The following is a 24,869-nucleotide window of genomic DNA, read 5'->3' as shown; positions in this document are numbered from 1 at the left end:
CGATGAAGAGCCAAACCATACGTCGCTGGTCGTGGGTGCATACCTGGAGCAGCCTGGTGTGCACGCTGTTTCTGCTGTTGCTGGCGCTGACCGGGCTGCCGCTGATCTTCCACCACGAGATCGACCACCTGCTGGGCGATGCGCCCGAGCTCAAGGTAATGCCCGCCGACACACCCAGACTCGACCTGCAGGCCCTGGTGCTCAAGGCCCAGGCCCATCGCCCGGGCGAGGTGATGCAGTACTTCGGCTGGGACGAGGACGACAGCAACGGCGTGATCGCGATCATGGCCGCCACCGCCGGTACCGAGCCCAACTCGTCGCACACCTTCATGCTCGACGGGCGTAGTGGCGAGGTGGTGGAGATGCCCTCGGCCAACGGCGGCTTCATGCTGACCATGCTGCGCCTGCATGTGGACATGTTCGCCGGCTTGCCGGGCAAGCTGCTGCTGGCCTTCATGGGCCTGCTGTTCGTGGTGGCGATCATCTCCGGGGTGGTGCTGTACGCGCCATTCATGCGCAGGCTGAAGTTCGCCACGGTACGCCACGACAAATCGCGGCGCCTGCGCTGGCTCGACCTGCACAACCTGATCGGCATCGTGACCCTGACCTGGGCGCTGGTGGTGGGCGTGACCGGGGTGATCAGCGCGCTGTCCGACCTGGTCATCGCCGCCTGGCGCAACGACAGCCTCAGCGCGATGATCGCACCGTACCGCGATGCACCGCCGCTGACCGCACTGGCCCCGGCCAGCCGTCTGCTGGACATTGCCGCCGAGGCGGCGCCGGGCATGCAGCCGGACTTCATCGCCTTCCCCGGCACGCGCTTTTCCAGCGAGCACCACTATGCGGTGTTCATGAAGGGCAGCACCCACCTGACCGCTCACCTGCTGACCCCGGTACTGATCGATGCCAGCACCTTGCAGGTGACGGCGATTGGCGAGCGGCCGTGGTACATGGACGCGATGGGCCTGTCGCAGCCGCTGCACTTTGGCGACTACGGCGGCCGGCCGATGCAGATTCTATGGGCGCTGCTGGATGTGCTGACGATCATCGTGCTCGGCAGCGGCGTGTATTTGTGGTGGGTACGCAGGCGACGTGATGAAGCGTGAATCGAGGTTCTGGAAGGTGTTCGGCATGCCGGGCCTGATTGCCCTGCTGGGCGCAGTGGGGCTGTTCGCGGCGCTGCTGGGGGATGGCCCGTGGGATGTGCTGGCGTGGGTGGGGCTGGCCCTGCCGGTGGGGTACAGCCTGCGAGGTTTTTGGCCGGCCGCGCGATAGTCTTGGTCGGCAAGGCCGGCGCCTGCAAGGTTTCACGTCGTCTGCAGGAGCCGGCCTTGTCGGCGAAGGCGCAGGTCAGTCAGCCAGTTTCGGCAGGCACTCATCCAGCCGCTGGTGCAACGCACTGTCCGCCGGCCAGTTGCGCAACAACCGCGCCCGGTCACGGGCGAAGGCCTTGGCGAAACTGAGCTGGGTGGCGTGCTGGCACATCGCATCAAGGTCGATCAGCGACCATTGACCGTCCTGCCAGAACAGGTTGTGGCCCTTAAGGTCGCCGTGGCTGATGCGTTCGCCCATCAGCTGCTGCAACAGGGTCTGCAGCGCTTGCAGTTGCTCCTCTGGCACCTCGGCGCTGTCGACGTAGGGCGCAAAGCTCTCGATCAGGTCCGGCCCGTCGGCATACTCGGTCACCAGGTACGCACGGCTGCGCAGCCCCAGCACGCGCTGCTCCAGCACTGCCAGCGGCCTGGGCGTGGCGATGCCGAGGAACTCCAGGCGATGCCCTTCGATCCACGAATGCCAGGCCCGGCTGGGGCGCCAGAAGCGCTTGAACCAGTGGGCGGTGTTCTTGATGTTGTAGCGCTTGAGCACCAGGCTGCGACCGCCCGCCTCGACCCGTGCCACGCTCGCCGCGCCGCCAGTCTTGTACAGGTGGCCCTGGTCGATCAGCGCGTCGGCCTGCTCCAGCACCGGCAGCATGGCCGCCACCTCCGATCGACGGATCGCGCGCAGGCCCGAGGCCCCGCGCTGCACGCTGAACAGCGTGCACTCGCGACCGGCCTTGTCCAGGTAGTCCTTCAGACGCCAGCTGCGCACCTTGTCGATCTGCTTCTGCAAGGCTTCCAGCGGCAGCGCATGCTCGCCGTTGACCAGCACGTAGTGCACCAGCAGTTCCTCGACGAAGGGCTCCAGGCGCTTGGGCAACTGCGCAAAGAATACCCCCAGGTTCTGCAGCACCTGCTGACGCGACAGCGGCTGGCCCGGGGTTTCGGCCTTCACCCCCGCGCCATCGATCAGGTACAGCTCCCCGCCATGGCGCAGCAGGTTGTCCAGGTGCAGGTCGGCCTGCCACAGGCCCTTGGCATGCATCTGCGCCACGGCGCGCAGGGCTTCGCCCAGCACTTCCTGCTGGGCATCGGCAAGCACCGGCAGGCCCTCGACCGCCGCCCAGGCATCCGCCAGGCTGTGGGCGTGCTCAAGAAATTCGAACAGCAGCCAGCCGCCCTCGCCTTCACGCAGGCCGTCGGCCAGCAGCAACGGCGTGGTCAGCCCCTGGCTGGCCAGCAGGCGCGCACCGTCCAGTTCGCGCTGGAAGTGGCGGGCGGCGCTGCTGCCCACCAGCAGCTTGGCCAGCACCGGCTTGCCACGCCAGATCCCGGCACCGACATACCGCTGCCCCGGCAGCACCCGCAGCAGGCTGAGCAGTTGCAGCTCGGCCGGCCCGGCGGCGTCGGCCAGGGCAATGCTCAATGGCAGTTGCGGGCTGCGCCCGGCGTCCTTGAGTTCAGACAAACGCATCAGCGGGCCTCTTTTTCACGACGGCGATGCAGCAGGCGCTGCAGCCAGGTATCCACCAGCGTACTGTCGGCCGGTTGCTCCAGGTAGGCGGCCAGCATCAGCCGTACATCGCTCTCGCTCCATGCGCCGGCACGACGCAGCAGCGGCTCCAGGTCCTTGAGGCGATCACGCTGGCCCAGCAGCAGCGGCCGGGTTTTCTCCAGGTCGATCAACTGCGCCTGCCAGCCTTCGCTGCGCTCGCGCAAAAAGATGTGCTTGGGGTAGAAGCAGCCATGCACCTGCCCCGCCGCGTGCACCGTGCGGGCCAGTTCGCCACAGGCGCGCAGGATGCCCTGGCGTTGCTCCAGGGCCAGTTGCGGCCACTGCCCGAGCAGGTGGTCAAGATCGCTCCAGTCATCCAGCGCACGGGTCATCAGGATCGCGCGGCGCTCGCCGTCGACCCTGCGCTCGGCGTAGAACACCGCCTGCAAGGCCGGGATCTGCAGCTTCTGGTAGCGCTTGATGTTGCGAAACTCGCGGGCGAAAGTCGGCTCGCCGAAGGGGCTGTGCAAGGTGCGCGTGAGGTAGTCGCTCTGGCGCTTGAGGTAGAACCCCTTGCCCTCCAGCTCCAGGCGGTACACGCGGCTCCAGCCGCCGCGCCCGGTGTTGGGCTCGTCCACGGCGTCCAGCTGCAGCGCCCACAGCGCCTCGAAGCTGTTCAGGCCGTGGCGTTCAAGCAGTGCAGCTTCGGCACTGGCCAGGAAATCACTCATTCGCGCCCCTCGAAAAACGTCACGACGTGCCGCACGCGGCGCTTGTCCGACGCGTTCAGGCGATCGCGACGGCGATATTGCAGGTAAAACCGCAGGCGCTGGGTGGCCGACAGGTGATACTTGGCCACCTTGTCCAGGCAGGCCAGATCCTTGGTGATGCGATAGCGCAGCATGAAGCCGACCCAGAACGCACCGGTCGGGCAGTCGATGAAGAACAGCATGCCCTTGTCATCGACCAGCAGGTTGCGCCACTTGAGGTCGTTGTGGGTGAAGTGATGGTCGTGCATCACCCGCGTATGGCGGGCCAGCTGTCGGCTGACATGGTCGACCCAGCCGGCATCTGCCAGGCGCGGGTCGTTGCGCTTGGCCAGCGCCGAGAGGTCCTCGGTGCGCGGCAGCTCGCGGGTGATCATGGCGCCCCGGTGGAAGGCGAAGCCTCGCCGTTCCAGGCCGCAGGCCACCACCTCGGCGGTGGGGATGTCCCACTTGGCGAACTGCTTGAGGTTCTGCCACTCGGCCTTGATCCGCGGGCGCCCCAGGTAGCGGCGCAGGCCCTTGCCGGCGCCGGTGTAACGCTTGACGTAGTAGTTCACCCCGCCGCGCTCCACGCGAATCACTTCGCTGAGCGGGTCGTGGGTGAGGCGTTCGCCCTTGAGCGCGAACACCGCGTCGATGCTGCCGAAATCCTGTGCCAGGGCCGCGTAGGCCGGCTCCAGTGTCCAACCCGCCATCAGAGCGCGTCCCCATACCGTTGTTTACGCTCGTAGAGCTTGTTTGCCTTGCCCTCCAGCCAGCGCAGCAAGGTGGCGTGCTCGGCCAGAATCTGGCGCAGCGGCTGCTGGAAGTAGCCGCGCAGAAAGCGCAGCTTGTCGCGTCGGGTTAGGCCGATGTCCAGCGCCGAGAAGTACAGCGCGGCCAGGTCCTTGTCGCGCCAGCGTCGGGAAATGCTGGCGCGGGTCTGGGCCCGGTGCAGGTCGATCACCGACAGCCTGAAGTCGTCCGGGGTTACCGGGCGGTCGGTGTGCAGCAGAAAGTGGCAGATGTAGCAGTCGCGGTGGTTGACCCCGGCGCGGTGCATCATGCCGGTCATGCGCGCCACCTCGGCGATCAGCGCGCGCTTGAGACGCGGCGCCGGCGGCGTCCTGACCCAGTCGAGGCTGAAGTCCTCGAGGCTGACGGTGGGCGCCAGCTCTTCGGTGACGATGAACGAATGCTGGGTCGCCGGGTTGCTGCCGCGTTCGCCGTAGGCCACCGCGGTCATGGTCGGCACGCCGACTTGGTGCAGGCGCTGGATGGCCTGCCATTCCTGTCCGGCACCGAGCACCGGCAGCTTGGCGGTGAACAGGTTCTTGAAGATCTCGCCCCAGCCGATGCCGCGGTGGATCTTGACGAAATAACCGTTGCCCTCGACCTCGGTGCGCAGCGTGCGCCGGCCTTCCAGCTCGCGGTACACCTCGCCTTGCAGGGCCTCGACGGCGTCGAAGGCATCGCGCCCGGCCCACAGGCGCTTGAAGGGTTCAGCCAGTATCAGTTTCATGCGCGCTCCTGCGCCAGGATCACGTCGGCCGCATGCTGCGGCATGCTGTACAGGTCGGCGGTGTCGGCGAATGCCAGGCCGTTGCGGCCCCAGTCGGCACGCGCCGCATCGTCTTCGAGCATACGTTGCAGGTAGCGGTTGAGTTGCTCCTGCTCGAACGGCTCGTCGAGCACCAGGCCGGCATCGGCCTCAGCGATGTAATGGGCATAGCCGCACACTGCCGAAACCAGTACCGGCAACCCAGCCACCACGGCTTCGAGCAGCACGGTGCCGGTGTTCTCGTTGTAGGCCGGGTGGATCAGTGCGTCGGCCCCGAGCAGAAAGCGCGGGATATCGCTGCGGCCCTTGAGGAACTGCACCTGCTCGGTCAGCCCCAGGGTCGCGCTCTGCAGCTGGAACACCTTGGGGTCGTCCTGGCCGATGACCATCAGCCGGGTGCGCTTGCGCAGGCTGTTGGGCAAGGCGGCCAGCGCCTTGAGGCTGCGGTCCACGCCCTTGGTCTTGAAGCCCGAGCCGATCTGCACCAGCAGGCGCTCGTCGTCCGCCAGGTTGAACTCGCGGCGAAACTCGGCGCGGATCTCGGCGGCATTGGCCGGCGCCCGGCGGTCCTGGCTGATGCCCGGAGGCAGCAGGTGGAAGCGCTCGGCGGGGGTGTCGTAGTGCTTGACGAACAGCGGCTGCTGGACCTCGGAGATCATCAGGATCTGGGTCTTGGCGTCCTTGCCGAACACCGCACGCTCGTACTCGGCAAAGTGGCGGTAGCGGCCCCAGCGGCGGTACAGCGAGTGGCGCAGGTTCTGCGCCTTGTCCTCGAAGCAGCCGTCGGCGGCGTAGTACACGTCCAGCCCCGGCATCTTGTTGAAGCCGATCAGGCGGTCGACCGGGCGCCTGGCCAGGTCGGCCTGCATCCAGTCGGTGAGCTTCTCGTTGCGCCGATGGTTGAACAGCGCCTTGACCGGCGCCACCAGCACTTCGAAGCCCTCGGGCACGTCGCCCTCCCAGATCAGGGTATACACCCGGATCTGGTGGCCACGGCGCTGGCACTCCAGGGCGATGCGCATGAAGTCACGCTGCAGGCCGCCGAAGGGGAAATACTTGTAGAGCACAAAGGCCAGTTGCATCAACGCACATCCTCTGCCCGCAGCAACGCGCTCAACTGGCTCGCCACACGCTCGGGGTTCAGGCGAGTGAAGCACAGCGGCCACTCGCGTTTGAGATCGAACCGGCGCCGGTCGTCGGCGCTCGGCTTGTAGGTGCACTTCTTCTGCAGGCACGGGGCGCAGGGGAAGTCACTGCCCAGGTGCACCTGGGCCTTGCCGTAGGCCCCGGTCAGGCCCGGGTTGGTAGGGCCGAACAGCGACAGGGTAGGCACATCGAGTGCCGCCGCCAGGTGCCCAAGGCCGGTGTCGACGGCCACGCAGGCCTTGGCGGCAGCCAGCACCCGGGCGACCCCGGCCAGGTTCAGCCTGGGCAGCACCTGGGCGTTCTTCAGGCCCTGGGCGATGCGCTCGGCGCGGGCCTTTTCGGCCGGGTTACCCCATGGCAGGCAGATATGCAGGCCGGCACGCCCCAGGCGTTCGGCCAACTGGCGCCAGTACAGTTCGGGCCAGTGCTTGGTGTCCCAGGTGGTGCCATGCAGGAACACCACGTAGGGCTTGGTGGGTATCTCTTCCAGGCGCGAGCGATCCAGGCCGTAGTCACCCAGCCCCGAGGGCAGGTCGTAGCCCAGCGCCAGGGCGAACAGCTGGCGCACCCGCTCCACCGCATGCTGCCCGCGGGCCACCGACAGGCGCCGGTCGTAGAAGCGGCTGGCCAGCCCCTCGCGTGCCGAGTAGCGGTCCAGCCCGGCCACCGGCGCCTTGACGTAGCGGGTCAGCCAGGCGCTTTTCACCAGGCCCTGGGCGTCGATCACCAGGTCGTACTTGCGCTCGCGCAGGCGCTTCTTGAACTGGCGCCATTCGCCGTTCTTCAAGGTTTGCCAGAGGTTCTTGCGCCAGCGACGGATGGCCACCGGGATCACGTGATCGACCGCAGGGTGCCAGGTGGGGATTTCGGCGAAGCCTTCCTCGACCACCCAGTCGAAGCGGATGCCGGGAATGGCGTGCGCCGCGTCGGTCAGTGCCGGCAGCGCGTGGATGACATCCCCCAGCGAGGAGGTCTTGATCAGCAGTACCCGCAACTTAATCGACCTCGACCGTGACGTCGACCAGCGACGGACCGTTGAGCCGCTGCAACGCCGAGGCCACCGCCTCCGGTTCCAGCAGACGCAGGCAATTGTAGTGGCCGAAGCGGCAGGTGCGGTCGAAGCACGGGCTGCATTCCAGCCCCAGGCGCACCACCTCGACCTGGTCGGCCAACGGTGGGGTGAAGCCCGGCGAGGTCGACCCGTACACCGCCACCAGCGGGCGATTGAGCGCTGCAGCCACGTGCATCAGCCCCGAATCGTTGGACACCACCGCATCGCTGCACGACAGCAGGTCGATCGCCTCGGCGAGCGAGGTCTCGCCGCTGAGGTTCACCGACTCTTCACGCAGGCCCGGGATCAGCCACTCGCGGATCGATTCACCCACCGCATGGTCGTTTTTGGAGCCGAACAGCCACACCTGCCAGCCTTCGCGAATCTTGATTTCCGCGACCTTGGCGTAATGCTCCGAGGGCCAGCGCTTGGCCTCGCCGAACTCGGCGCCGGGGCACAGCGCCAGCACCGGGCGGTCCAGGCTCAGGCCGAACTTGGCCAGCGCCGCATCGCGGCTGGCGGTCTCGATCTGCAGGCTGGGGCGCGGGTAGGGTTTGGGCAGCTCGGCACCGGCGGGGTAGCCCAGGGCCATGAAGCGCTCGATCATCAGCGGGTAGCGCGCCTTGTCGAGGGTGCGCACATCGTTGAGCAGGCCGTAGCGCAGCTCGCCACGCCAGCCGGTGCGCTGCGCGATACCGGCAAAGAACGGCACCAGCGCAGACTTGAGCGAATTGGGCAGCAGGATCGCCTGGTCGTACTGACCGGCCAGCGACTTGCCGATGCGCCGGCGCGTGGCCAGTTCCAGCGCGCCGTGGCCGAGCGGGAAGCTCAAGGCCTGGCGCACTTCGGGCATGCGCTCGAGGATCGGGCGGCTCCATTCGGGTGCCAGCACATCGATCACGCACGCAGGGTGACGCTGCTTCAGCACATGGAACAGCGTCTGCGCCATTACCATGTCGCCCACCCAACTGGGCCCAATGATCAAAATTCTCATGCTTTATCCAGAAACGATCAGGGAGGCTACAGCCTGTTTTCCAACAGCCTGGCCTCCCCTCTTTATAATCAGGCGTGGTGCGACCAGTGTACGCCACTCAGTGTAGGACGTGGTCGCCGCCGCTTCATTGCGCCGTATCGCCTGGTGGCTGTTCAGCCCGCGTTCAGGTCAACCCCAGCTCGCCCCAGATGCGCCGTACCTGCCGGCGCTCGTCGACGAACTGCCCGGCGTCGATCACCCCGGCCTGCTTCTGCAAGGCCTGGCGGTGCGCGGCGGAGCGGAAGGCCTTGTACACTTCACGCAACAAAATTGCATCGCTGGCCGGCATCAGCCCGACCTCCTCCAGCCCTTCGAGAATGCGGATGTTGTCGGTGTAGCGCAGCAGTGCCGGGTGCGTGTGGGACCAGGCCAGGGCCGCGTATTGCACCATAAATTCAATATCGACGATACCACCGGCATCCTGCTTGATATCGAAGGCAACCCCGCTGTCGAAGGCGTTGGGCCCAAGCCCGGCCTGGGTCGCCCGGGTGCCGAGGTTGTCGCGCATCTTGGCGCGCATGTCGCTGACTTCGGCCCGCAGCTTGTCCAGGTCGCGGGCCTGTCCCAGCACCTGCGCCCGCACCCCCTCGAAGGCCGCCCCCACCTGCGGGCAGCCCACCAGCACCCGCGCACGCACCAGTGCCTGGTGTTCCCAGGTCCAGGCCTCGTTGCGCTGGTAGCGCTCGAAGGCGCCCAGCGAACTCACCAGCAAACCCGAAGCGCCGGACGGGCGCAGGCGCATGTCCACGTCATACAGCTGGCCGGAGTTGGTCTGGGTGGTCAGCAGGTGAATGATGCGCTGACCCAGGCGGGTGAAGAACTGCGCACTGTCGATGGGCTTGGCGCCATCGGTCTCGGCCTGGGGGTCACCGTCGTGGATGAACACCAGGTCCAGGTCCGAGCCGTGGCCCAGCTCGATGCCGCCGACCTTGCCATAGCCGACGATGATGAAGCCGGGGTCGCACAGGCTGCCATCGCTGCGCTTTGGCTGGCCATGACGCGCCACGGTCTGGCGCCAGGCCAGGGCCAGCACCTGGTTGAGAATGGCTTCGGCCAGCCAGGTCAGGTAGTCGCTGACCTTCATCAGCGGCAGGTTGCCGGCGATTTCCGAGGCGGCCACGCGCAAGCTGTGGGCCAGCTTGAAGTGACGCAGCGCTTCCATCTGCTGTTCAAGGTCATCCTCGGGGATGCGCGTGAGACGCTCGCGCAGCTCGGCGGCCAGCTCCGGTGCTTGGGGCGGGCTGAACAGGCGGCCTTCGTTGAGCAGTTCATCGAGCAGCAGCGGGAAGCGCGTGATCTGCTCGGCGATCCACGGGCTGGCGGCGCACAGGGTCAGCAGGCGGCGCAACGCACCGGGGTTTTCGGTCAGCAGCACCAGGTAGGCCGAGCGCCGCGCCACGGCCTCCACCAGCGGTAGCACGCGTTCGAGCACCAGGTCCGGGTCGGCATGCTCCACCGCCTGCGCCAGCAGGCGCGGTATAAAGGCATCGAGGCGTTCGCGGCCCAGGCGCTGCATGGCACGCAACTGCGGGCTGGCGCGCAGGCTGGCCAGCTGCTTGAGCGCCCTGGCCGCATCGGCGAAGCCGGCGTCGGTCAACTGACGGCAGGCGGCCTCTTCGTCCTGGGCTTCTTCCCACAGCGGCAGCCACTCGCCACCGACCACCACTTCGCCCTCCTCGCCTTCCTCTTCATCGGGGTCGGCGATCACCTGGCGGAAGTGCCAGTCGATGCGCCCGCGCCAGTGCATCAGTTGCGCGTGGAAGCTCGCCCAGTCGGCAAAACCGAGCATGAAGGCGATACGTGCGCGGTCCAGTTCGTCGTCGGGCAGCATCTGGGTCTGGCGGTCGGCGATGGCCTGGATGGCGTGTTCGGTATAACGCAGGAACTCATACCCTTCACGCAGCTCGCTCACCACCGCCGGCGGCAGGTAGCCCTGGCCTTCGAGCGTCGCCAGCACCTTGAGCAACGGTCGCTGCTGCAGGCTCAGGTCGCGCCCGCCGTGGATCAGCTGGAACGCCTGGGCGATGAACTCCACCTCGCGGATGCCACCGGCGCCCAGCTTGATGTTCTCGGCCATGCCCTTGCGCCGCACCTCCTGCTGGATTAGCTGCTTCATGGTGCGCAGCGCCTCGATCGCCGAGAAGTCCAGGTAGCGCCGGTACACGAACGGGCGCAGCAGGTCCTGCAGCTGCGCGCCGGCCTGCTGGTCGCCGGCCACTACGCGGGCCTTGATCATGGCGTAGCGTTCCCAGTCGCGGCCCTGGTCCTGGTAGTACTGCTCCAGTGCATTGAAGCTGAGCACCAGCGCGCCGGACGAGCCGTAGGGGCGCAGGCGCATGTCGACGCGGAACACGAAGCCGTCGACGGTGATCGGGTCCAGTGCCTTGATCAGGCGCTGGCCCAGCCGGGTGAAGAACTCCTGGTTGTCCAGCGGGCGCTTCACGCCCACGGTTTCGCCGCCCTCGGGGTAGGCGAAGATCAGGTCGATGTCCGACGACAGGTTCAGTTCCACCGCCCCCAGCTTGCCCATGCCCAGCACCACCATCTGCTGGGGCAGGCCGCTGCGATTGCCGGTGGGGGTCCCGAACTGCGCACACAGGCGCGGGTACAGCCATTGATACGCCTGGTCGATGGCGGCATCGGCCAGGTCGGACAGGTCGCGGCAGGTCTGCACCAGGTCGGCCTGGCGGGTCAGGTCGCGCCAGATGATGCGCACCTGCTGGCGGGTGCGCTGGCGGCGCAGGTTGCGCGCCAGTTCGTCTTCGCTGCCGGCGGCCTGCGCCGCACCGGCCACCTGGGCACACAACTCGCCGGCGGCGAAGGCGCGGTCGAGCTCGCCGCTGGCGGCCAGGGCCAGCAGCATCGCCGGGTCGCGCACGCTCTGTTCAAGCACGAAATCGCTGGCCGCCGCCACGCGGGCGAACTCGGTCCAGCGCTGCTCGTTCCAGTCGTCCAGGCTCAGCCCGTCGACGGCCGCGACGGCGTTGCGCAAAGAGGTGGCATTACGGCTGACCAGCGGTTGCAGGGCAGCGGGCAGTTCGGCCAGCAGGGGCAGGCTCATGGTCTATCCTTGATCGGCGTGAAAGGGTTGGTGGCACTTGGGCAAGGGAACTCGGCGTACGGTTCGACTGTCGTACAAAGGTAATAAATAGCTGAAAAACGTAATTCTTTGATAGAAATCATCGCAAACAACCGCATGCCGACCAGTTTTTAACCACCGGTATCGTTTTATCCCACAACCCGAACAGGGGCCACGAGCCTTATCCGTGTAGTTTTACTACTGCTTTTTTACTGTCAACGCATGTAATGAGGATCGATTTGTAGTAAAACTACACGCCGCCGGTACAACGCCCGGTAATCCAAGAATTTCATGTCGTCTGCCCAAAAGGCCAGTCGCAAACTCAGGCAACCGATTCTGGAAGCCTTTCCGCCCTGGAGCAAGCCATGCAAGACCTCGATCCCGTCGAAACCCAGGAATGGCTGGACGCCCTGGAGTCGGTTCTCGACAAAGAAGGCGAAGACCGCGCTCACTATCTGATGACCCGTATGGGCGAGCTGGCCACCCGTAGTGGCTCCCAGCTGCCGTATGCCATCACCACGCCATACCGCAACACGATTCCCGTCACCCACGAAGCACGCATGCCTGGCGACCTGTTCATGGAACGCCGCATTCGCTCGTTGGTCCGCTGGAACGCGCTGGCCATGGTAATGCGCACCAACCTGAAAGACTCGGACCTGGGCGGCCACATCTCCAGCTTCGCCTCCAGCGCCACGCTGTACGACATCGGCTTCAACTACTTCTTCCAGGCCCCGACCGACGAGCACGGCGGCGACCTGATCTACTTCCAGGGCCATGCCTCGCCGGGCGTCTACGCCCGTGCCTTCATGGAAGGCCGCATCAGCGAAGACCAGATGAACAACTTCCGTCAGGAAGTCGATGGTCAAGGCCTGTCGTCCTACCCGCACCCGTGGCTGATGCCTGACTTCTGGCAGTTCCCGACCGTGTCGATGGGTCTGGGCCCGATCCAGGCGATCTACCAGGCACGTTTCATGAAGTACATGGAAAGCCGCGGCTACATCCCTGCCGGCAAGCAGAAGATCTGGTGCTTCATGGGCGACGGCGAGTGCGACGAGCCGGAATCCCTGGGCGCGATCTCCCTGGCAGGCCGCGAGAAGCTGGACAACCTGATCTTCGTCATCAACTGCAACCTGCAGCGCCTCGACGGCCCGGTTCGCGGCAACGGCAAGATCATCCAGGAACTCGAAGGCGTGTTCCGTGGTGGTGGCTGGAACGTCAACAAGGTGGTCTGGGGCCGTTTCTGGGACCCACTGCTGGCCAAGGACGTCGACGGCATCCTGCAGCGCCGCATGGACGAAGTCATCGACGGCGAGTACCAGAACTACAAGGCCAAGGACGGCGCGTTCGTCCGTGAGCACTTCTTCAACACCCCGGAGCTCAAGGCCATGGTCGCCGACCTGTCCGACGACGAGATCTGGAAGCTCAACCGTGGTGGCCACGACCCGTACAAGGTCTATGCAGCCTACCACCAGGCGGTCAACCACAAGGACCAGCCTACGGTCATCCTGGCCAAGACCATCAAGGGTTACGGCACCGGTGCTGGCGAAGCCAAGAACACCGCGCACAACACCAAGAAGGTCGACGTCGACAGCCTGCGTCACTTCCGCGATCGTTTCGACATCCCGGTCAAGGACGAAGACCTGGAGAACCTGCCGTTCTTCAAGCCTGAAGAAGGCAGCGCCGAAGCCCGTTACCTGAGCGAGCGCCGTTCTGCCCTGGGCGGTTTCGTGCCACAGCGCCGGGCCAAGAGCTTCAGCATCCCGACCCCGCCACTGGAAACCCTCAAGGCGATCCTGGACGGCTCGGGCGACCGTGAAATCTCCACCACCATGGCCTTCGTGCGCATCCTCGCGCAGCTGGTCAAGGACAAGGAAATCGGCCAGCGCATCGTCCCGATCATCCCGGACGAAGCGCGTACCTTCGGTATGGAAGGCATGTTCCGCCAGCTGGGCATCTACTCGTCCGTCGGTCAGCTCTACGAGCCCGTCGACAAGGACCAGGTGATGTTCTACCGCGAGGACAAGAAGGGCCAGATCCTCGAGGAAGGCATCAACGAAGCCGGCGCCATGTCGTCGTTCATCGCCGCCGGTACCTCGTACTCGAACCACAACCAGCCGATGCTGCCGTTCTACATCTTCTACTCGATGTTCGGTTTCCAGCGTATCGGCGACCTGGCATGGGCCGCTGGCGACAGCCGCACCCGTGGCTTCCTGATCGGCGGTACTGCCGGGCGTACCACCCTCAACGGTGAAGGCCTGCAGCACGAAGACGGTCACAGCCACATGCTGGCCGCGACCATCCCGAACTGCCGCACCTATGATCCGACCTACGGCTACGAGCTGGCGGTGATCATCCAGGACGGCATGAAGAAGATGACCGAAGAGCAACAGGACGTCTTCTACTACATCACCGTGATGAACGAGTCCTACCAGCAGCCTGCCATTCCGGCCGGTGTCGAGGAAGGCATCATCAAGGGCATGTACCTGCTCGAGGAAGACACCAAGGACGCAGCGCACCACGTCCAGCTGATGGGCTCCGGCACCATCCTGCGCGAAGTGCGTGAAGCGGCGAAGATCCTGCGTGAAGAGTTCAACGTCGGTGCCGACGTGTGGAGCGTCACCAGCTTCAACGAACTGCGTCGCGACGGCCTGGCCGTGGAGCGCAGCAACCGCCTGCACCCTGGCCAGAAGCCCAAGCAGACCTACATCGAGGAGTGCCTGGGCGGCCGCAAGGGCCCGGTCATCGCCTCTACCGACTACATGAAGCTGTTCGCCGAGCAGATTCGTCAGTGGGTACCGAGCAAGGAATTCAAGGTCCTGGGTACCGATGGCTTCGGTCGCAGCGACAGCCGCAAGAAGCTGCGTCACTTCTTCGAAGTCGACCGTCACTTCGTGGTGCTGGCTGCCCTGGAAGCCCTGGCTGACCGTGGCGAGATCGAACCGAAGGTCGTGGCCGATGCCATCACCAAGTTCGGCATCGACCCGGACAAGCGCAACCCACTGGACTGCTGAGGAGTATTTTTAAGTGAGCGAACTCATTCGCGTACCTGACATCGGCAGCGGTGAAGGTGAAATCATCGAGCTGTTCGTCAAAGTCGGCGACCGTATCGAAGCCGACCAGAGCCTGCTGACCCTGGAGTCGGACAAGGCCTCCATGGAGATCCCGGCCCCCAAGGCCGGTGTGATCAAGGCCCTGAAGGTCAAGCTGGGCGACCGCCTGAAAGAAGGCGACGAACTGCTGGAACTGGAAGTCGAGGGCGCCGCTGCGGCGCCCGAGGCACCGGCTGACGCTGCGCCTGCCGCCGAACAAAAGCCTGCTGCCGCCCCGGCTGCAGAGGCTGCCCCGGCACCGGCCGCTGCACCTGCGGCTGCCACTGTGCAGGACATCCACGTGCCGGACATCGGCTCGTCGGGCAAGGCCAAGATCATCGAGCTGCTGGTCAAGGTCGGCGACAGCGTCGAAGCCGACCAGTCGCTGATTACCCTGGAGTCCGACAAGGCCTCGATGGAAATCCCGTCGCCGGCTGCCGGCGTGGTGGAAAGCATCGGCGTCAAGCTCGAAGACGAAGTCGGCACTGGCGACTTCATCCTCAAGCTCAAGGTCCAGGGCGCCGCCGCGCCAGCAGCGCCTGCCGCTGCTGCACCGGCTGCCAAGGCTGAAGCGGCCCCGGCTGCTGCGCCTGCCGCCGCACCGGCTGCCAAGGCCGAAGCCGCACCGGCCCCGGCCGCTGCGCCAGCGCCAAGCGGTGCCAAGGTTCACGCCGGCCCTGCCGTGCGTCAGCTGGCCCGCGAGTTCGGCGTCGAGCTGAGCGCCGTGGCTGCCAGCGGCCCGCACGGCCGCGTGCTCAAGGAAGACGTGCAGGTGTACGTCAAGGCCATGATGCAGAAGGCCAAGGAAGCACCGGCTGCCGGCGCGACCGGTGGTGCGGGCATCCCGCCGATCCCGGCAGTCGACTTCAGCCGCTTCGGTGAAACCGAAGAAGTGCCGATGACCCGCCTGATGCAGGCTGGCGCCACCAACCTGCACCGCAGCTGGCTGAACGTGCCGCACGTGACCCAGTTCGACAGCGCCGACATCACCGAGCTGGAAGCCTTCCGCGTTGCGCAGAAGGCCGTGGCCGAGAAAGCCGGCGTCAAGCTGACCGTTCTGCCCTTGCTGCTCAAGGCCTGTGCGCACCTGCTCAAGGAACTGCCGGACTTCAATGCGTCGCTGGCCCCTAGCGGCAAGGCGATCATTCGCAAGAAGTACGTCAACGTCGGTTTCGCCGTGGATACGCCAGACGGCCTGCTGGTCCCCGTGATCAAGAACGTCGACCAGAAGAGCCTGCTGCAGCTGGCAGCAGAAGCGGCGGCCCTGGCTGAAAAGGCCCGCACCAAGAAGCTTTCTGCCGACGACATGCAGGGCGCCTGCTTCACCATCTCCAGCCTCGGTCACATTGGCGGCACCGGCTTCACGCCGATCGTCAACGCGCCGGAAGTGGCGATCCTGGGTGTGTCCAAGGCCACCATCCAGCCGGTGTGGGATGGCAAGGCGTTCCAGCCCAAGCTGATGCTGCCGCTGTCGCTGTCGTACGATCACCGCGTGATCAACGGTGCCGCTGCCGCGCGCTTCACCAAGCGCCTGGGCGAGCTGCTGACCGACATCCGCACCATGCTGCTGTAACTGCTGCCCGCCGTGCTCCCCTGCCGGGGAGCACGGACACTGTTTTCGAGCTGCCACGCTCGTACCTCAACCCCGCCATCTGGCGGGGCTTTTTTGCCTGCGATTCATGCCGTGCCGCTCAACGTCCCACCTTGAGCGGCACCGCCAGACGCAATCCGTCGCGGCATTACTGAAGAATTTGTACCTGTCAGCCGATACAGATCAAGCCAGGCCACTCTATTGCTTGTCAGCCTCAAGCACATGATGCAACCTTGCTCAAACGCGTAGCAGCACTTCGCCCAGCCCGCGCCAACAGCCTTCTTGAAGCGAGCTTCCCATGAAAAGCCAACCTGATGCCGCCAGCCGTACGGTGGCCGAGGTAGTGACGCAGTTGCCGGTGCCTTCGCGGCTCGGCATGCTGCGTTTCGAGCGGCTGAATGAGGCCAGCTGGGCCATGCTGTTCCTCGACCCGGGCTGCGAGCGTCAGTTCGGCCAGGCGGCCGTCGACCTGTGTGCGCTGATCGGCTCGCCCTATGCCAGCCTGATGGAGCCCGAGGCACGCTACAAGCTGCACGACACCATCGAGCTGCAACTGGCGCAGCGTCCGTACTACCTGGTGCGTTATACCCTGCACACCAGCCTGGGCCCGCTCAATATGCTGGAGCTGGGCGAAGCCTACCGGCAGCACAACCGCCAGTTGCTGCGCGGCTATCTGCTGGTGCTCGATGCCCAGCCCAACGACACACCCGACCTTTCGGCGGCAGAACTCGAAACCCGCAACAACCGCCTGCAGATCGCCCTGCAGCTCAACCAGCAGGCGCAGCAGGAACAGCTCGAGCACCTGGAGCGTGTACGCGCCCAGCAAGACCTGATCCTGCGCCTGGCGCGCCAGCGCTACAGCGCCGACAACTCGCTGCAGGAAGCCGCCGAGCTGATCACCCGCAGTGCCTGCGAAATCTACAGCATCGACTGCGCCAGCATCTGGTACCTGGAAGGCCAGCAACTGGAACCGATCTCGGCGTTCTACCGCGCCACCCAGGAGTACCGCCTGCCCGAGGCGATCGATGCCGGGCGATTTCCCGACTACCTCGAGGCGCTGCACACCAGCCGCGCCATCGATGCGCACAACGCGGCGCGCGACCCACGCACCCGCGAAATCTCCGAGAGCCTGCGCCAGCGCGGTATCCACGCCATGCTCGATGCCAGCATCCGCATCGACGGCCAGGTGGTCGGCGTGCTCTGCCTGGAACACAGCGGCTCGACCCGGGCCTGGCAATCGGATGAAATCGCCTTTGCCGGCGAGCTGGCCGACCAGTTCGCCCAGGTCATCAACAACCACAACCGGCGCACCGCCACCAGCGCCCTGCACCTGTTCCAGCGCGCGGTGGAACAAAGCGCCAACGCCTTTCTGCTGGTCAACCGCGATGGCGTGGTGGAATACGTCAACCCCAGCTTCACCGAGATCACCCAGTACACACCCGAAGAGGTGCATGGCCACCGCCTGTCCGAACTCACCGCACTGGAGAACCTCAGCGAGCTGCTGTTCGACTCGCCGTCGAGCCTGGCCATGGGCAACAGCTGGCAGGGCGAATTCAAGAGCCGGCGCAAGAACCTCGAGCCCTACTGGGGCCAACTGTCGATCTCCAAGGTGTATGGCGACAACCGCGAGTTGACCCACTACATCGGCATCTACGAAGACATCACCCAGAGCAAGCTGGCCCAGCAGCGCATCGAACGCCTGGCCTACACCGACAACCTCACCAGCCTGGGCAACCGCCCGGCGTTCATCCGCAGCCTCGACGAGCGCTTCGAGCGCGACAGCGACAGCCCCATCTGCCTGCTGCTGGTGGACATCGACAACTTCAAGCGCATCAACGACAGCCTCGGGCACCAGACCGGCGACAAGCTGCTGATCAGCCTGGCCCGGCGCCTGCGCAACAGCCTGAGCCCCGGTGGCAGCCTGGCGCGCTTTGCCAGCAACGAGTTCGCCGTGCTGCTGGAGGACAGCAGCCTGGATGCCGGCCAGCAGGTGGCCCAGCAGTTGCTCAACACCCTCGACAAGCCGATGTTCGTCGACAACCAGCTGATCAGCGTGACCGGCTCGGTGGGCCTGGCGTGTGCGCCGCTGCACGGGCGCGACCCGCAGACCCTGATGAAGAACGCCGGCCTGGCCCTGCACAAGGCCAAGGCCAACGGCAAGCACCAGGTGCAGGTGTTCACCGAGGCGCTCAACGCCGAGGCCAGCTACAAGCTGTTCGTGGAAAACAACCTGCGCCGCGCCCTGACCCAGAACGAACTGGACGTGTTCTACCAGCCCAAGCTGTGCCTGCGCAGCGGCCGCCTGCTCGGCCTGGAGGCCTTGCTACGCTGGAACCACCCGGAGCGGGGCATGATCCGCCCCGACCAGTTCATCAGCGTGGCCGAGGAAACCGGGCTGATCATCCCCATCGGCAAGTGGATCGCGCGCCAGGCCTGCCGCATGAGCCAGCTGCTGAGCACCGAGGGCATGGGCAACCTGCAGGTGGCGATCAACCTGTCGCCCAAGCAGTTCTCCGACCCGGAGCTGGTCAGCTCGATCGCCAACATCCTCAAGGAAGAAGCCCTGCCGCCACACCTGCTGGAACTGGAACTGACCGAGGGCCTGCTGCTCGAAGCCACCGAGGATACCCACCGCCAGCTCGACGAGCTCAAGCAACTGGGCCTGACCCTGGCCATGGACGACTTCGGCACCGGCTACTCCTCGCTCAGCTACCTGAAGAAATTCCCGATCGACATCATCAAGATCGACCGCAGCTTCATCCACGAGATCCCGGACAACCAGGACGATATGGAAATCACCTCGGCAGTGGTGGCCATGGCTCACAACCTCAAGCTCAAGGTGGTGGCCGAAGGCATCGAGACCGCCGAACAGCTGGCGTTCCTGCGCCGCCACCGCTGCGACGTCGGCCAGGGCTACCTGTTCGACCGGCCGATCCCCGGCAGCGAGCTGATCGAAAAACTCAAGCGCTATCCGCGTGGCCCAATCGCCTGACAGCGGCGAAACACTCGGGCACACTACGGGTCTACCCCCTACACATCCTGCCTTGAAGAGGAACCGCCCATGGTCCTGCGCTCGGAGATTCTGGTGAACAAAAACGTACTGCCTGCCGCCGAACAGGCGCTGCCGGGTCGCGAGACCCCGATGACGCTGCCCGAGAAGCATTTCGTGTTCGAAGACACACCGCTGCTGGGCCCGTTCTTCGAAGACGTCGATTTCGCGATCTTCGGCCTGGGCTGCTTCTGGGGCGCCGAGCGGCGCTTCTGGCAGCGTGAAGGTGTGGTCAGCACCGTGGTCGGCTACGCCGGCGGTTTCACCCCCAACCCCACCTACGAAGAAGTCTGCTCGGGCCTGACCGGCCACACCGAAGTGGTGCTGGTGGTGTTCGACAAGGCCAAGGTCAGCTACCAGGACCTGCTGACCATGTTCTGGGAGCTGCACAACCCCACCCAGGGCATGCGCCAGGGCAACGACGTCGGCACCCAGTACCGTTCGGCCATCTACTGCACCAGCCCCGAACAGCTGGAACTGGCCGAGGCCAGCAGGCAGGCCTACCAGGCCGAGCTGAACAAGGCCGGTTTCGGCCAGATCACCACCGAGATCGCCCAGGCACCGACCGTGTACTTCGCCGAGGCCTATCACCAGCAGTACCTGGCCAAGAACCCGAATGGCTACTGCGGCATCGGCGGCACTGGCGTGTGCCTGCCACCCAGCCTGCAAGGCAACTGAGGCCACGCCATGAGCACACCGAGCATGACCCTGTTCCATGCCGCCGCCTCGCCGTTCGTGCGCAAGGTTCGCGTGCTGCTGCACGAGACCGGGCAGGCGGAGCGGGTAGCCCTGCATCCCGTCGACCTGAGCCCGATCAAGACCGATGCCGATCTGAACCTGGGCAACCCGGCGGGCAAGATCCCGGCGTTGCGCCTGGAGGACGGCACGGTGCTGCATGACAGCCGCGTGATCGTCGAGTTTCTCGACCATCAGCATGTGGGCAACCCGCTGATCCCGCGCGAAGGCCCGGCGCGCTGGCGGCGCCTGACCCTGGCGTCGCTGGCCGATGCGATCATGGACGCGGCGGTGGTGGCGCGCTACGAGACCTTCCTGCGCCCTGAGGACAAGCGCTGGACGCCGTGGGTCGACGCCCAGCAGGACAAGATCCGGCGCGCGCTGGCGCACCTGGAAGACGAGCACCTGGCCGAACTGGCCTCGGTGTTCGACGTAGCGGCAATCGGGGTGGCCTGCGCGCTGGGCTACATCGACCTGCGCCTGCCGGACCTTGGCTGGCGCGAGCGCCAGCCGAAACTGGCAGCCTGGTATGCCGAGGTGAGTCAGCGCGAATCGATGCTAAAGACCGCCCCTTCTGTGGCCTGATCGGGCCTCATCACGGGTCAAGCTCACCCCCACAGATCTGCTGCTGCCCTTGAGGCTTGTACCGGACCTGTGGGAGCGGGCTTGACCCGCGATGAAGTCGACGCTGATCTCGGCAGCCCAGATCAACCTGATTTCCCCCACCATCACAGCCCCCAGCGTGCGTTCCTCTCTCAACCCGCTCATTTCAAGATCCCCTGCCCAACCTGATACCAGTCCAGGCGGCGCGTCAGCACCATGAACACCCCAAGCAGGCCGAACAGCAGCAACGAGCCCATCAGCAGCGCGTAGTCCTCGGCGCCCAGCAGCCCGTAGAGCATCGCGTACAGCACCAGCAAGCCCGCCGCAAACCCCAGCCCGCGCGCCAGGCTGCGCAGCACGTGGCACAGGTAGAAGCCGATCAGCAGCACGCAGCCGCCTGCCGACAGCGCATATGCCAACCCGAACCCCAGATGCTCCGACAACGACAGCAACAGCAGGTAGAAGAACGCCAGGGCCACACCCACCAGCGCGTACTGGATCGGGTGCACGCTGAGGTTCTTGAGAATCTCGAACAGGAAGAACCCGGCAAAGGTCAGCGCAATGAACAGCAGCGCATACTTGATCGCCCGCTCGCTCTTGAGGTACTGGTCCACCGGGTCGACGAAGCTCACGCCGAAACTGCGCCCGTGAAAGTCGTCGCAGGCGTTGTTGACCACGCACTGGGTCAGCGCATCCTCCAGGTTGGTGGAGAAGAACGAGGTCTGCCAGCGCGCGCTGAAGCCGTGGGCGTCAATCTCGCGGCTGATGGGCAGGTAGTTGCCGATGAAGCTTGGATGCGGCCAGTTCGCCGCCATGTTCACCGTGGTGCTGCGCCCTACCGGCAGCACATGCAGGCGCCCGGTGCCCTGCAGGCTCAGGTCGAAGGCGTAGTCCAGGCGGGTCTCGGCGCGGCCGTCGAGGTCTGGCAGCGTCACGTGCACACCGCCGCCCAGCCAGCCCAGCCCCGTGCCCGCGGCGAAGGCCAGCGACTGGCCATTCACGTTCAGTTCCAGGCTCTTCTCGATACCGCGGATATCGCTGATGCCCACGGCCAGAAACGCCGGGTCGAAGCGGTAATCGTCGAAGTCTTCGGTGATGCCCCACTGCGCCGGCACCTTGAATTGCCCGCTGATGCGGTTGTCGGCGTGGAACAGGCGCGCCTGGTAGATGCCCCGCGAACGCAGCTCGGTGTCGACCTTGGCGTCGACCTCCAGGGTTTCGGGCAGAAAGTACAGATGCCCGGCCACCGTGCTGGTCTGCTGCTGGGTGCTGCCATCCACGGTTTTCCAGGTGCGCTGGATCTTGCGGTACGGCACCACCAGCAGCGGCCCGCTGATCTGCTGGCTGTAGCTGGAGCTCTGGGCGATGTCCTCGACCACACTGTCGCGCTGCTGCTGGCGGTCCTGGATGAGGCCGCCGATCATCAGCAGGGGTATCAGCAGCAACACGATCAGAAAGGCGATGGCGCCCAGTTTGATGCTCAGGGTTCGGTTCATGGGCAATGGCTCCGGTTTCGATGGAGCCAGTCTGCCCGCCGTGCATGGAGCGGGTTGGGCGCTTGTGTGGAGTTATGTGGAGAGTGCGTGGAGCTCAGCCCAGCCGCTCGTTGGGCAGCCACAGGCGCACCCGCACGCCGTCCTCGACGTTGGCCACCTCCAGCGAGCCGCCATGCAGCTGCATCACTTCCTCGACAAAGTTCAGCCCAAGGCCTGTGCTCTTGCGCCCCGTGCCCGGGCGCGGCAGCGAGTAGAAGCGCTCGCTGAGCCGGCCCAGGGCATAGTCCGGTATCGCCGCCCCCTGGTTGTACAGGCTCAGCGCCAGCCGTGGGCCCCGTGTCTCCAGGTCGACCACCAGCAGGCCGCCCGGCGGGGTGAAGTCCAGGGCGTTCTCCAGCAGGTTGCCGATGGCCTGGCGCAGCAGAAACGGCTCGCACAGCAGCCGCACGCTGGCCGGTACCCGCTGGCGCACCTGCAGGCCGGCGCTTTCGATGCGCGCGCTCTGGGCCAGCAGCACCTCGTCCACCAGCGCCGCCAGCGGCACCTGCTGCTGGTCTTCCAGGCCCTGGCGCTGCTCGACCTGGGCCAGGTCCAGCAGCCGCTCGATCAACTGCTGCATGCGCGCGCTCTCGCTTTCGATATTGCTTGCAAAGCGTTGACGCTGCTCGTCGCTCATCGGCCCCTGCAGCAGCTCGCTGGCCCCGCGAATCGCCGCCAGCGGGCTTTTCAGCTCGTGGGTCAGGGTATGCACGTAGCGCTCCACATACGCCCTGCCCTCCAGCTGCGTGCGCATGCGCTCCACCGCACCGGCCAGTTGCGCCAGCTCGCCGCCGCGGTAATGCGGCAAGGCCACGCGTTCACCCTCGCTGACCGCCTGTGCATAGCGCGTCAGCCGACGTAGCGAGCGCGCCAGCCACCACGACAGCCCGGCGCCCACCAGCAGGCCCAGCACGATCAGGCCAAGGCCCAGGTTGAACAGGCGCCGCTCGGAGCGATCGATGTACGGCTGCAACGACTTGTTCGGCTTGGCCACGGTGACCACGCCGATGATCTTGCCGGCATCGATGATCGGCGCCGCCACGTGCATCACCGACGACTCCGGGTCGTCCGGATCGCTGCGGGTGGAGCGGGCGCCGTACTCGCCGCGCAGGGTCAGGTACACGTCGTTCCAGCGCGAGTAGTCCTGGCCCAGTGCTTCGCCGCTGGAGTCGAGCAACACCTTGCCGTTGGCGTCGGTGACGTAGATGCGGTGGTTGACCTCGTTCTTGGCCAGGCCCCAGATATCGGCCCTGGGCTGGCGCTTGCCGTAAGCCTTGAGCAGCTCGGGCAGCCGGCCCTGGCCGAGGGTGCCGGCCTTGACCTCGTCGCGCAGAATCTCGGCCAGCAGGTTGGCGGTGTCCACCAGGGTTTCCTCGGTGGACTGGCGCACACCCGGGCGCACCTGTTCGCGCACGGTGTTGAGGATGAAGTAGCCGGTCAGCCCGACGAACAGGAAGTACACCAGGAAGATGCGGATGCCCAGGCGCATCAGCTGTGCCCGGGGCTGTAGCTGTAGCCCAGGCCGCGGTGGGTCTGGATAGGTTCGGCGTCGGCCTGCACGGTGCGCAGCTTGGCGCGCAGGCTCTTGATGTGGCTGTCGACGTTGCGCTCGTAGCCGGCCTCGGCCGGCACGCCGGTGGCATCCAGCAGTTGCTCGCGGCTGAACACCCGTTCGGGTTGTTCGAGCAGGCATTGCAGCAGGCGAAATTCGTGCCGGGTGAGGGTGAGCGATTGACCGCGATAGCTGATCTGCAGGCGCTGGGAGTCGATGCTGAAGGGCGTCTCGGGGGCCTCGGGTCCGCTGCGCGGGGTCATGCGCTTGAGGATGGCGCGTACCCGCGCCGCCACTTCACGCGGGCTGAAGGGTTTGACCACATAGTCGTCGGCACCGATCTCCAGGCCCACCACGCGGTCGATCTCCCCATCGCGGGCGCTGAGGAACATCACCGGCACCTCGCTGAAGCGGCGCAGCTGGCGGCAGGTTTCGAAGCCGTTGATATCCGGCAGGCCGATATCGAGAATGATCAGGTCAGCCGGGCGCTGACGCTGCTGTTCCAGCGCGGCGCTACCCAGGGTCACCCATTCGGTGCTGTGACCGTCGCCTTGCAGGGCAAAGATCAGGGTGTCGGCGATGGCCGCTTCGTCTTCGACTATCAGTATGTGGGGCATGGGTGGTGCAGGCCTGGCAGGTTTGGGTGCACTTGTAGGGGATTATCCCTCGACTGACAAGGCCCTATCGCGGGTCAAGCCCGCTCCCACGGGAGAACGACGGCCCTTGTGGGAGCGGGCTTGAGCCGCGATGGATTCAACTCAGCATTCAGGCTTGCCCGCCGTGAACCGGCGCGCCGGGTTCACCGCCGCGCCGAACTCGCGCAGCGCCTTGGCCCCGATCAGCAGCGGGTAGTTGAAGCTGCTGCGGTCGGTCAGGTTGACCTCCACCGTGCGCTTGACGTCGCCCAGGCACAACTCCAGCTCCACCACCGGACGCTTGGCCGGGTCGGGTGCTTCGCCGTCCTCGTCTTCATCGGCGCGGCTCTTGATCTTGCTGATGCGCGCCACCTTGTGTTCATACACCTTGCCGTCGGCATCCTTGGTCGCCAGGCGGAACCGCACCCAGTCCTCACCATCGCGCTTGAAGCGCTCGATGTCCTTGGCCGACAGCGACGCGGTCAGCGCGCCGGTGTCCATCTTGGCCTTGAACGTCTGGTCGAGGTCCGCCACGCCAATATATTCATAACGGCCATACAGGGTCGGCTCGGCGGCCATCACCGGCAAGGCCAGCAGGGAAAGCAGTGCAAGTACGGATTTCACCGGGTCAGCTTCCTTGAGAAAAGTCT

Annotated in this window: 19 protein-coding genes; 7 read left to right on the top strand and 12 right to left on the bottom strand. The window is 65.8% G+C overall.

The window, feature by feature from the left end:
• Window positions 1-2 precede the first annotated feature (2 nt).
• Entirely contained in the window at window positions 3-1,106 is a 1,104-nt protein-coding gene (locus tag DN388_RS18505; RefSeq protein WP_253086216.1) for a PepSY domain-containing protein, read from the top strand.
• Window positions 1,093-1,275 carry a hypothetical protein gene (locus tag DN388_RS18500; RefSeq protein ID WP_088514279.1) on the top strand — a complete coding sequence of 61 codons (183 nt, stop codon included), beginning with the start codon at window positions 1,093-1,095 and terminating at the stop codon, window positions 1,273-1,275. The genes DN388_RS18505 and DN388_RS18500 overlap by 14 nt, the downstream gene beginning before the upstream one ends.
• Window positions 1,276-1,350: 75 nt before the next feature.
• Here DN388_RS18500 and DN388_RS18495 read toward each other — a convergent pair whose 3' ends face one another.
• The 8 genes from DN388_RS18495 to glnE all read right to left on the bottom strand — a co-directional run bounded on the left by DN388_RS18495 (window position 1,351) and on the right by glnE (window position 11,412).
• Window positions 1,351-2,793: a lipopolysaccharide kinase InaA family protein gene (locus tag DN388_RS18495; RefSeq protein WP_043863663.1), complete on the bottom strand. Its 1,443-nt coding sequence runs from the start codon at window positions 2,791-2,793 to the stop codon at window positions 1,351-1,353.
• Entirely contained in the window at window positions 2,793-3,545 is a 753-nt protein-coding gene (locus DN388_RS18490) for a lipopolysaccharide kinase InaA family protein (protein ID WP_054915989.1), read from the bottom strand. Before DN388_RS18490 ends, DN388_RS18495 begins: the two co-directional genes overlap by 1 nt.
• Window positions 3,542-4,276, bottom strand: a complete 735-nt coding sequence (locus DN388_RS18485) for a lipopolysaccharide kinase InaA family protein (RefSeq protein WP_043863661.1) — start codon at window positions 4,274-4,276, stop codon at window positions 3,542-3,544. The genes DN388_RS18490 and DN388_RS18485 overlap by 4 nt, the downstream gene beginning before the upstream one ends.
• Window positions 4,276-5,082: a lipopolysaccharide core heptose(I) kinase RfaP gene (gene rfaP / locus DN388_RS18480; RefSeq protein ID WP_043863660.1), complete on the bottom strand. Its 807-nt coding sequence runs from the start codon at window positions 5,080-5,082 to the stop codon at window positions 4,276-4,278. Before rfaP ends, DN388_RS18485 begins: the two co-directional genes overlap by 1 nt.
• Window positions 5,079-6,203, bottom strand: coding sequence for a glycosyltransferase family 4 protein (locus tag DN388_RS18475; protein ID WP_088514278.1), 1,125 nt, complete (start codon window positions 6,201-6,203; stop codon window positions 5,079-5,081). The genes rfaP and DN388_RS18475 overlap by 4 nt, the downstream gene beginning before the upstream one ends.
• A complete protein-coding gene (gene waaC / locus DN388_RS18470; protein WP_054915991.1) occupies window positions 6,203-7,261 on the bottom strand; it encodes a lipopolysaccharide heptosyltransferase I in 1,059 nt (352 codons plus the stop codon). Before waaC ends, DN388_RS18475 begins: the two co-directional genes overlap by 1 nt.
• A gap of 1 nt (window position 7,262) precedes the next feature.
• Window positions 7,263-8,312, bottom strand: a complete 1,050-nt coding sequence (gene waaF, locus DN388_RS18465) for a lipopolysaccharide heptosyltransferase II (RefSeq protein WP_043863657.1) — start codon at window positions 8,310-8,312, stop codon at window positions 7,263-7,265.
• A 163-nt stretch (window positions 8,313-8,475) separates the two neighbouring features.
• Window positions 8,476-11,412 carry a bifunctional [glutamate--ammonia ligase]-adenylyl-L-tyrosine phosphorylase/[glutamate--ammonia-ligase] adenylyltransferase gene (gene glnE, locus DN388_RS18460; protein ID WP_255001540.1) on the bottom strand — a complete coding sequence of 979 codons (2,937 nt, stop codon included), beginning with the start codon at window positions 11,410-11,412 and terminating at the stop codon, window positions 8,476-8,478.
• A gap of 383 nt (window positions 11,413-11,795) precedes the next feature.
• Between glnE and aceE the strand changes: the two genes are divergently transcribed.
• From aceE to DN388_RS18435, 5 genes are all read left to right on the top strand, one after another.
• Window positions 11,796-14,441, top strand: coding sequence for a pyruvate dehydrogenase (acetyl-transferring), homodimeric type (aceE, locus tag DN388_RS18455; RefSeq protein ID WP_043863655.1), 2,646 nt, complete (start codon window positions 11,796-11,798; stop codon window positions 14,439-14,441).
• Window positions 14,442-14,454: 13 nt separating this feature from the next.
• Window positions 14,455-16,092: a dihydrolipoyllysine-residue acetyltransferase gene (gene aceF, locus DN388_RS18450; RefSeq protein WP_058541811.1), complete on the top strand. Its 1,638-nt coding sequence runs from the start codon at window positions 14,455-14,457 to the stop codon at window positions 16,090-16,092.
• A 316-nt stretch (window positions 16,093-16,408) separates the two neighbouring features.
• Window positions 16,409-19,102, top strand: coding sequence for a GGDEF and EAL domain-containing protein (locus DN388_RS18445; RefSeq protein WP_043863653.1), 2,694 nt, complete (start codon window positions 16,409-16,411; stop codon window positions 19,100-19,102).
• A gap of 69 nt (window positions 19,103-19,171) precedes the next feature.
• Window positions 19,172-19,837: a peptide-methionine (S)-S-oxide reductase MsrA gene (gene msrA, locus DN388_RS18440; protein WP_043863652.1), complete on the top strand. Its 666-nt coding sequence runs from the start codon at window positions 19,172-19,174 to the stop codon at window positions 19,835-19,837.
• Between the two features lie 9 nt (window positions 19,838-19,846).
• Window positions 19,847-20,479, top strand: coding sequence for a glutathione S-transferase (locus DN388_RS18435; RefSeq protein ID WP_255001526.1), 633 nt, complete (start codon window positions 19,847-19,849; stop codon window positions 20,477-20,479).
• 179 nt (window positions 20,480-20,658) lie between these two features.
• Here the strand turns inward: DN388_RS18435 and creD are convergent, their stop codons facing one another.
• The 4 genes from creD to DN388_RS18415 all read right to left on the bottom strand — a co-directional run bounded on the left by creD (window position 20,659) and on the right by DN388_RS18415 (window position 24,843).
• On the bottom strand, window positions 20,659-21,993 hold the full coding sequence (gene creD, locus DN388_RS18430) for a cell envelope integrity protein CreD (protein ID WP_043863650.1): 1,335 nt from the start codon (window positions 21,991-21,993) through the stop codon (window positions 20,659-20,661).
• Between the two features lie 94 nt (window positions 21,994-22,087).
• Entirely contained in the window at window positions 22,088-23,521 is a 1,434-nt protein-coding gene (gene creC, locus DN388_RS18425) for a two-component system sensor histidine kinase CreC (protein ID WP_043863649.1), read from the bottom strand.
• Window positions 23,521-24,201: a two-component system response regulator CreB gene (gene creB, locus DN388_RS18420; protein WP_229588950.1), complete on the bottom strand. Its 681-nt coding sequence runs from the start codon at window positions 24,199-24,201 to the stop codon at window positions 23,521-23,523. Before creB ends, creC begins: the two co-directional genes overlap by 1 nt.
• A 141-nt stretch (window positions 24,202-24,342) precedes the next feature.
• Window positions 24,343-24,843 carry an ATP-dependent zinc protease gene (locus DN388_RS18415; RefSeq protein ID WP_043863647.1) on the bottom strand — a complete coding sequence of 167 codons (501 nt, stop codon included), beginning with the start codon at window positions 24,841-24,843 and terminating at the stop codon, window positions 24,343-24,345.
• Window positions 24,844-24,869: the final 26 nt, after the last annotated feature.

Source organism: Pseudomonas sp. S12(2018), assembly GCF_024355235.1.
Classification (GTDB): Bacteria; Pseudomonadota; Gammaproteobacteria; order Pseudomonadales; family Pseudomonadaceae; genus Aquipseudomonas; species Aquipseudomonas palmensis.
This window is presented reverse-complemented; position numbering and strand designations above follow the sequence as displayed.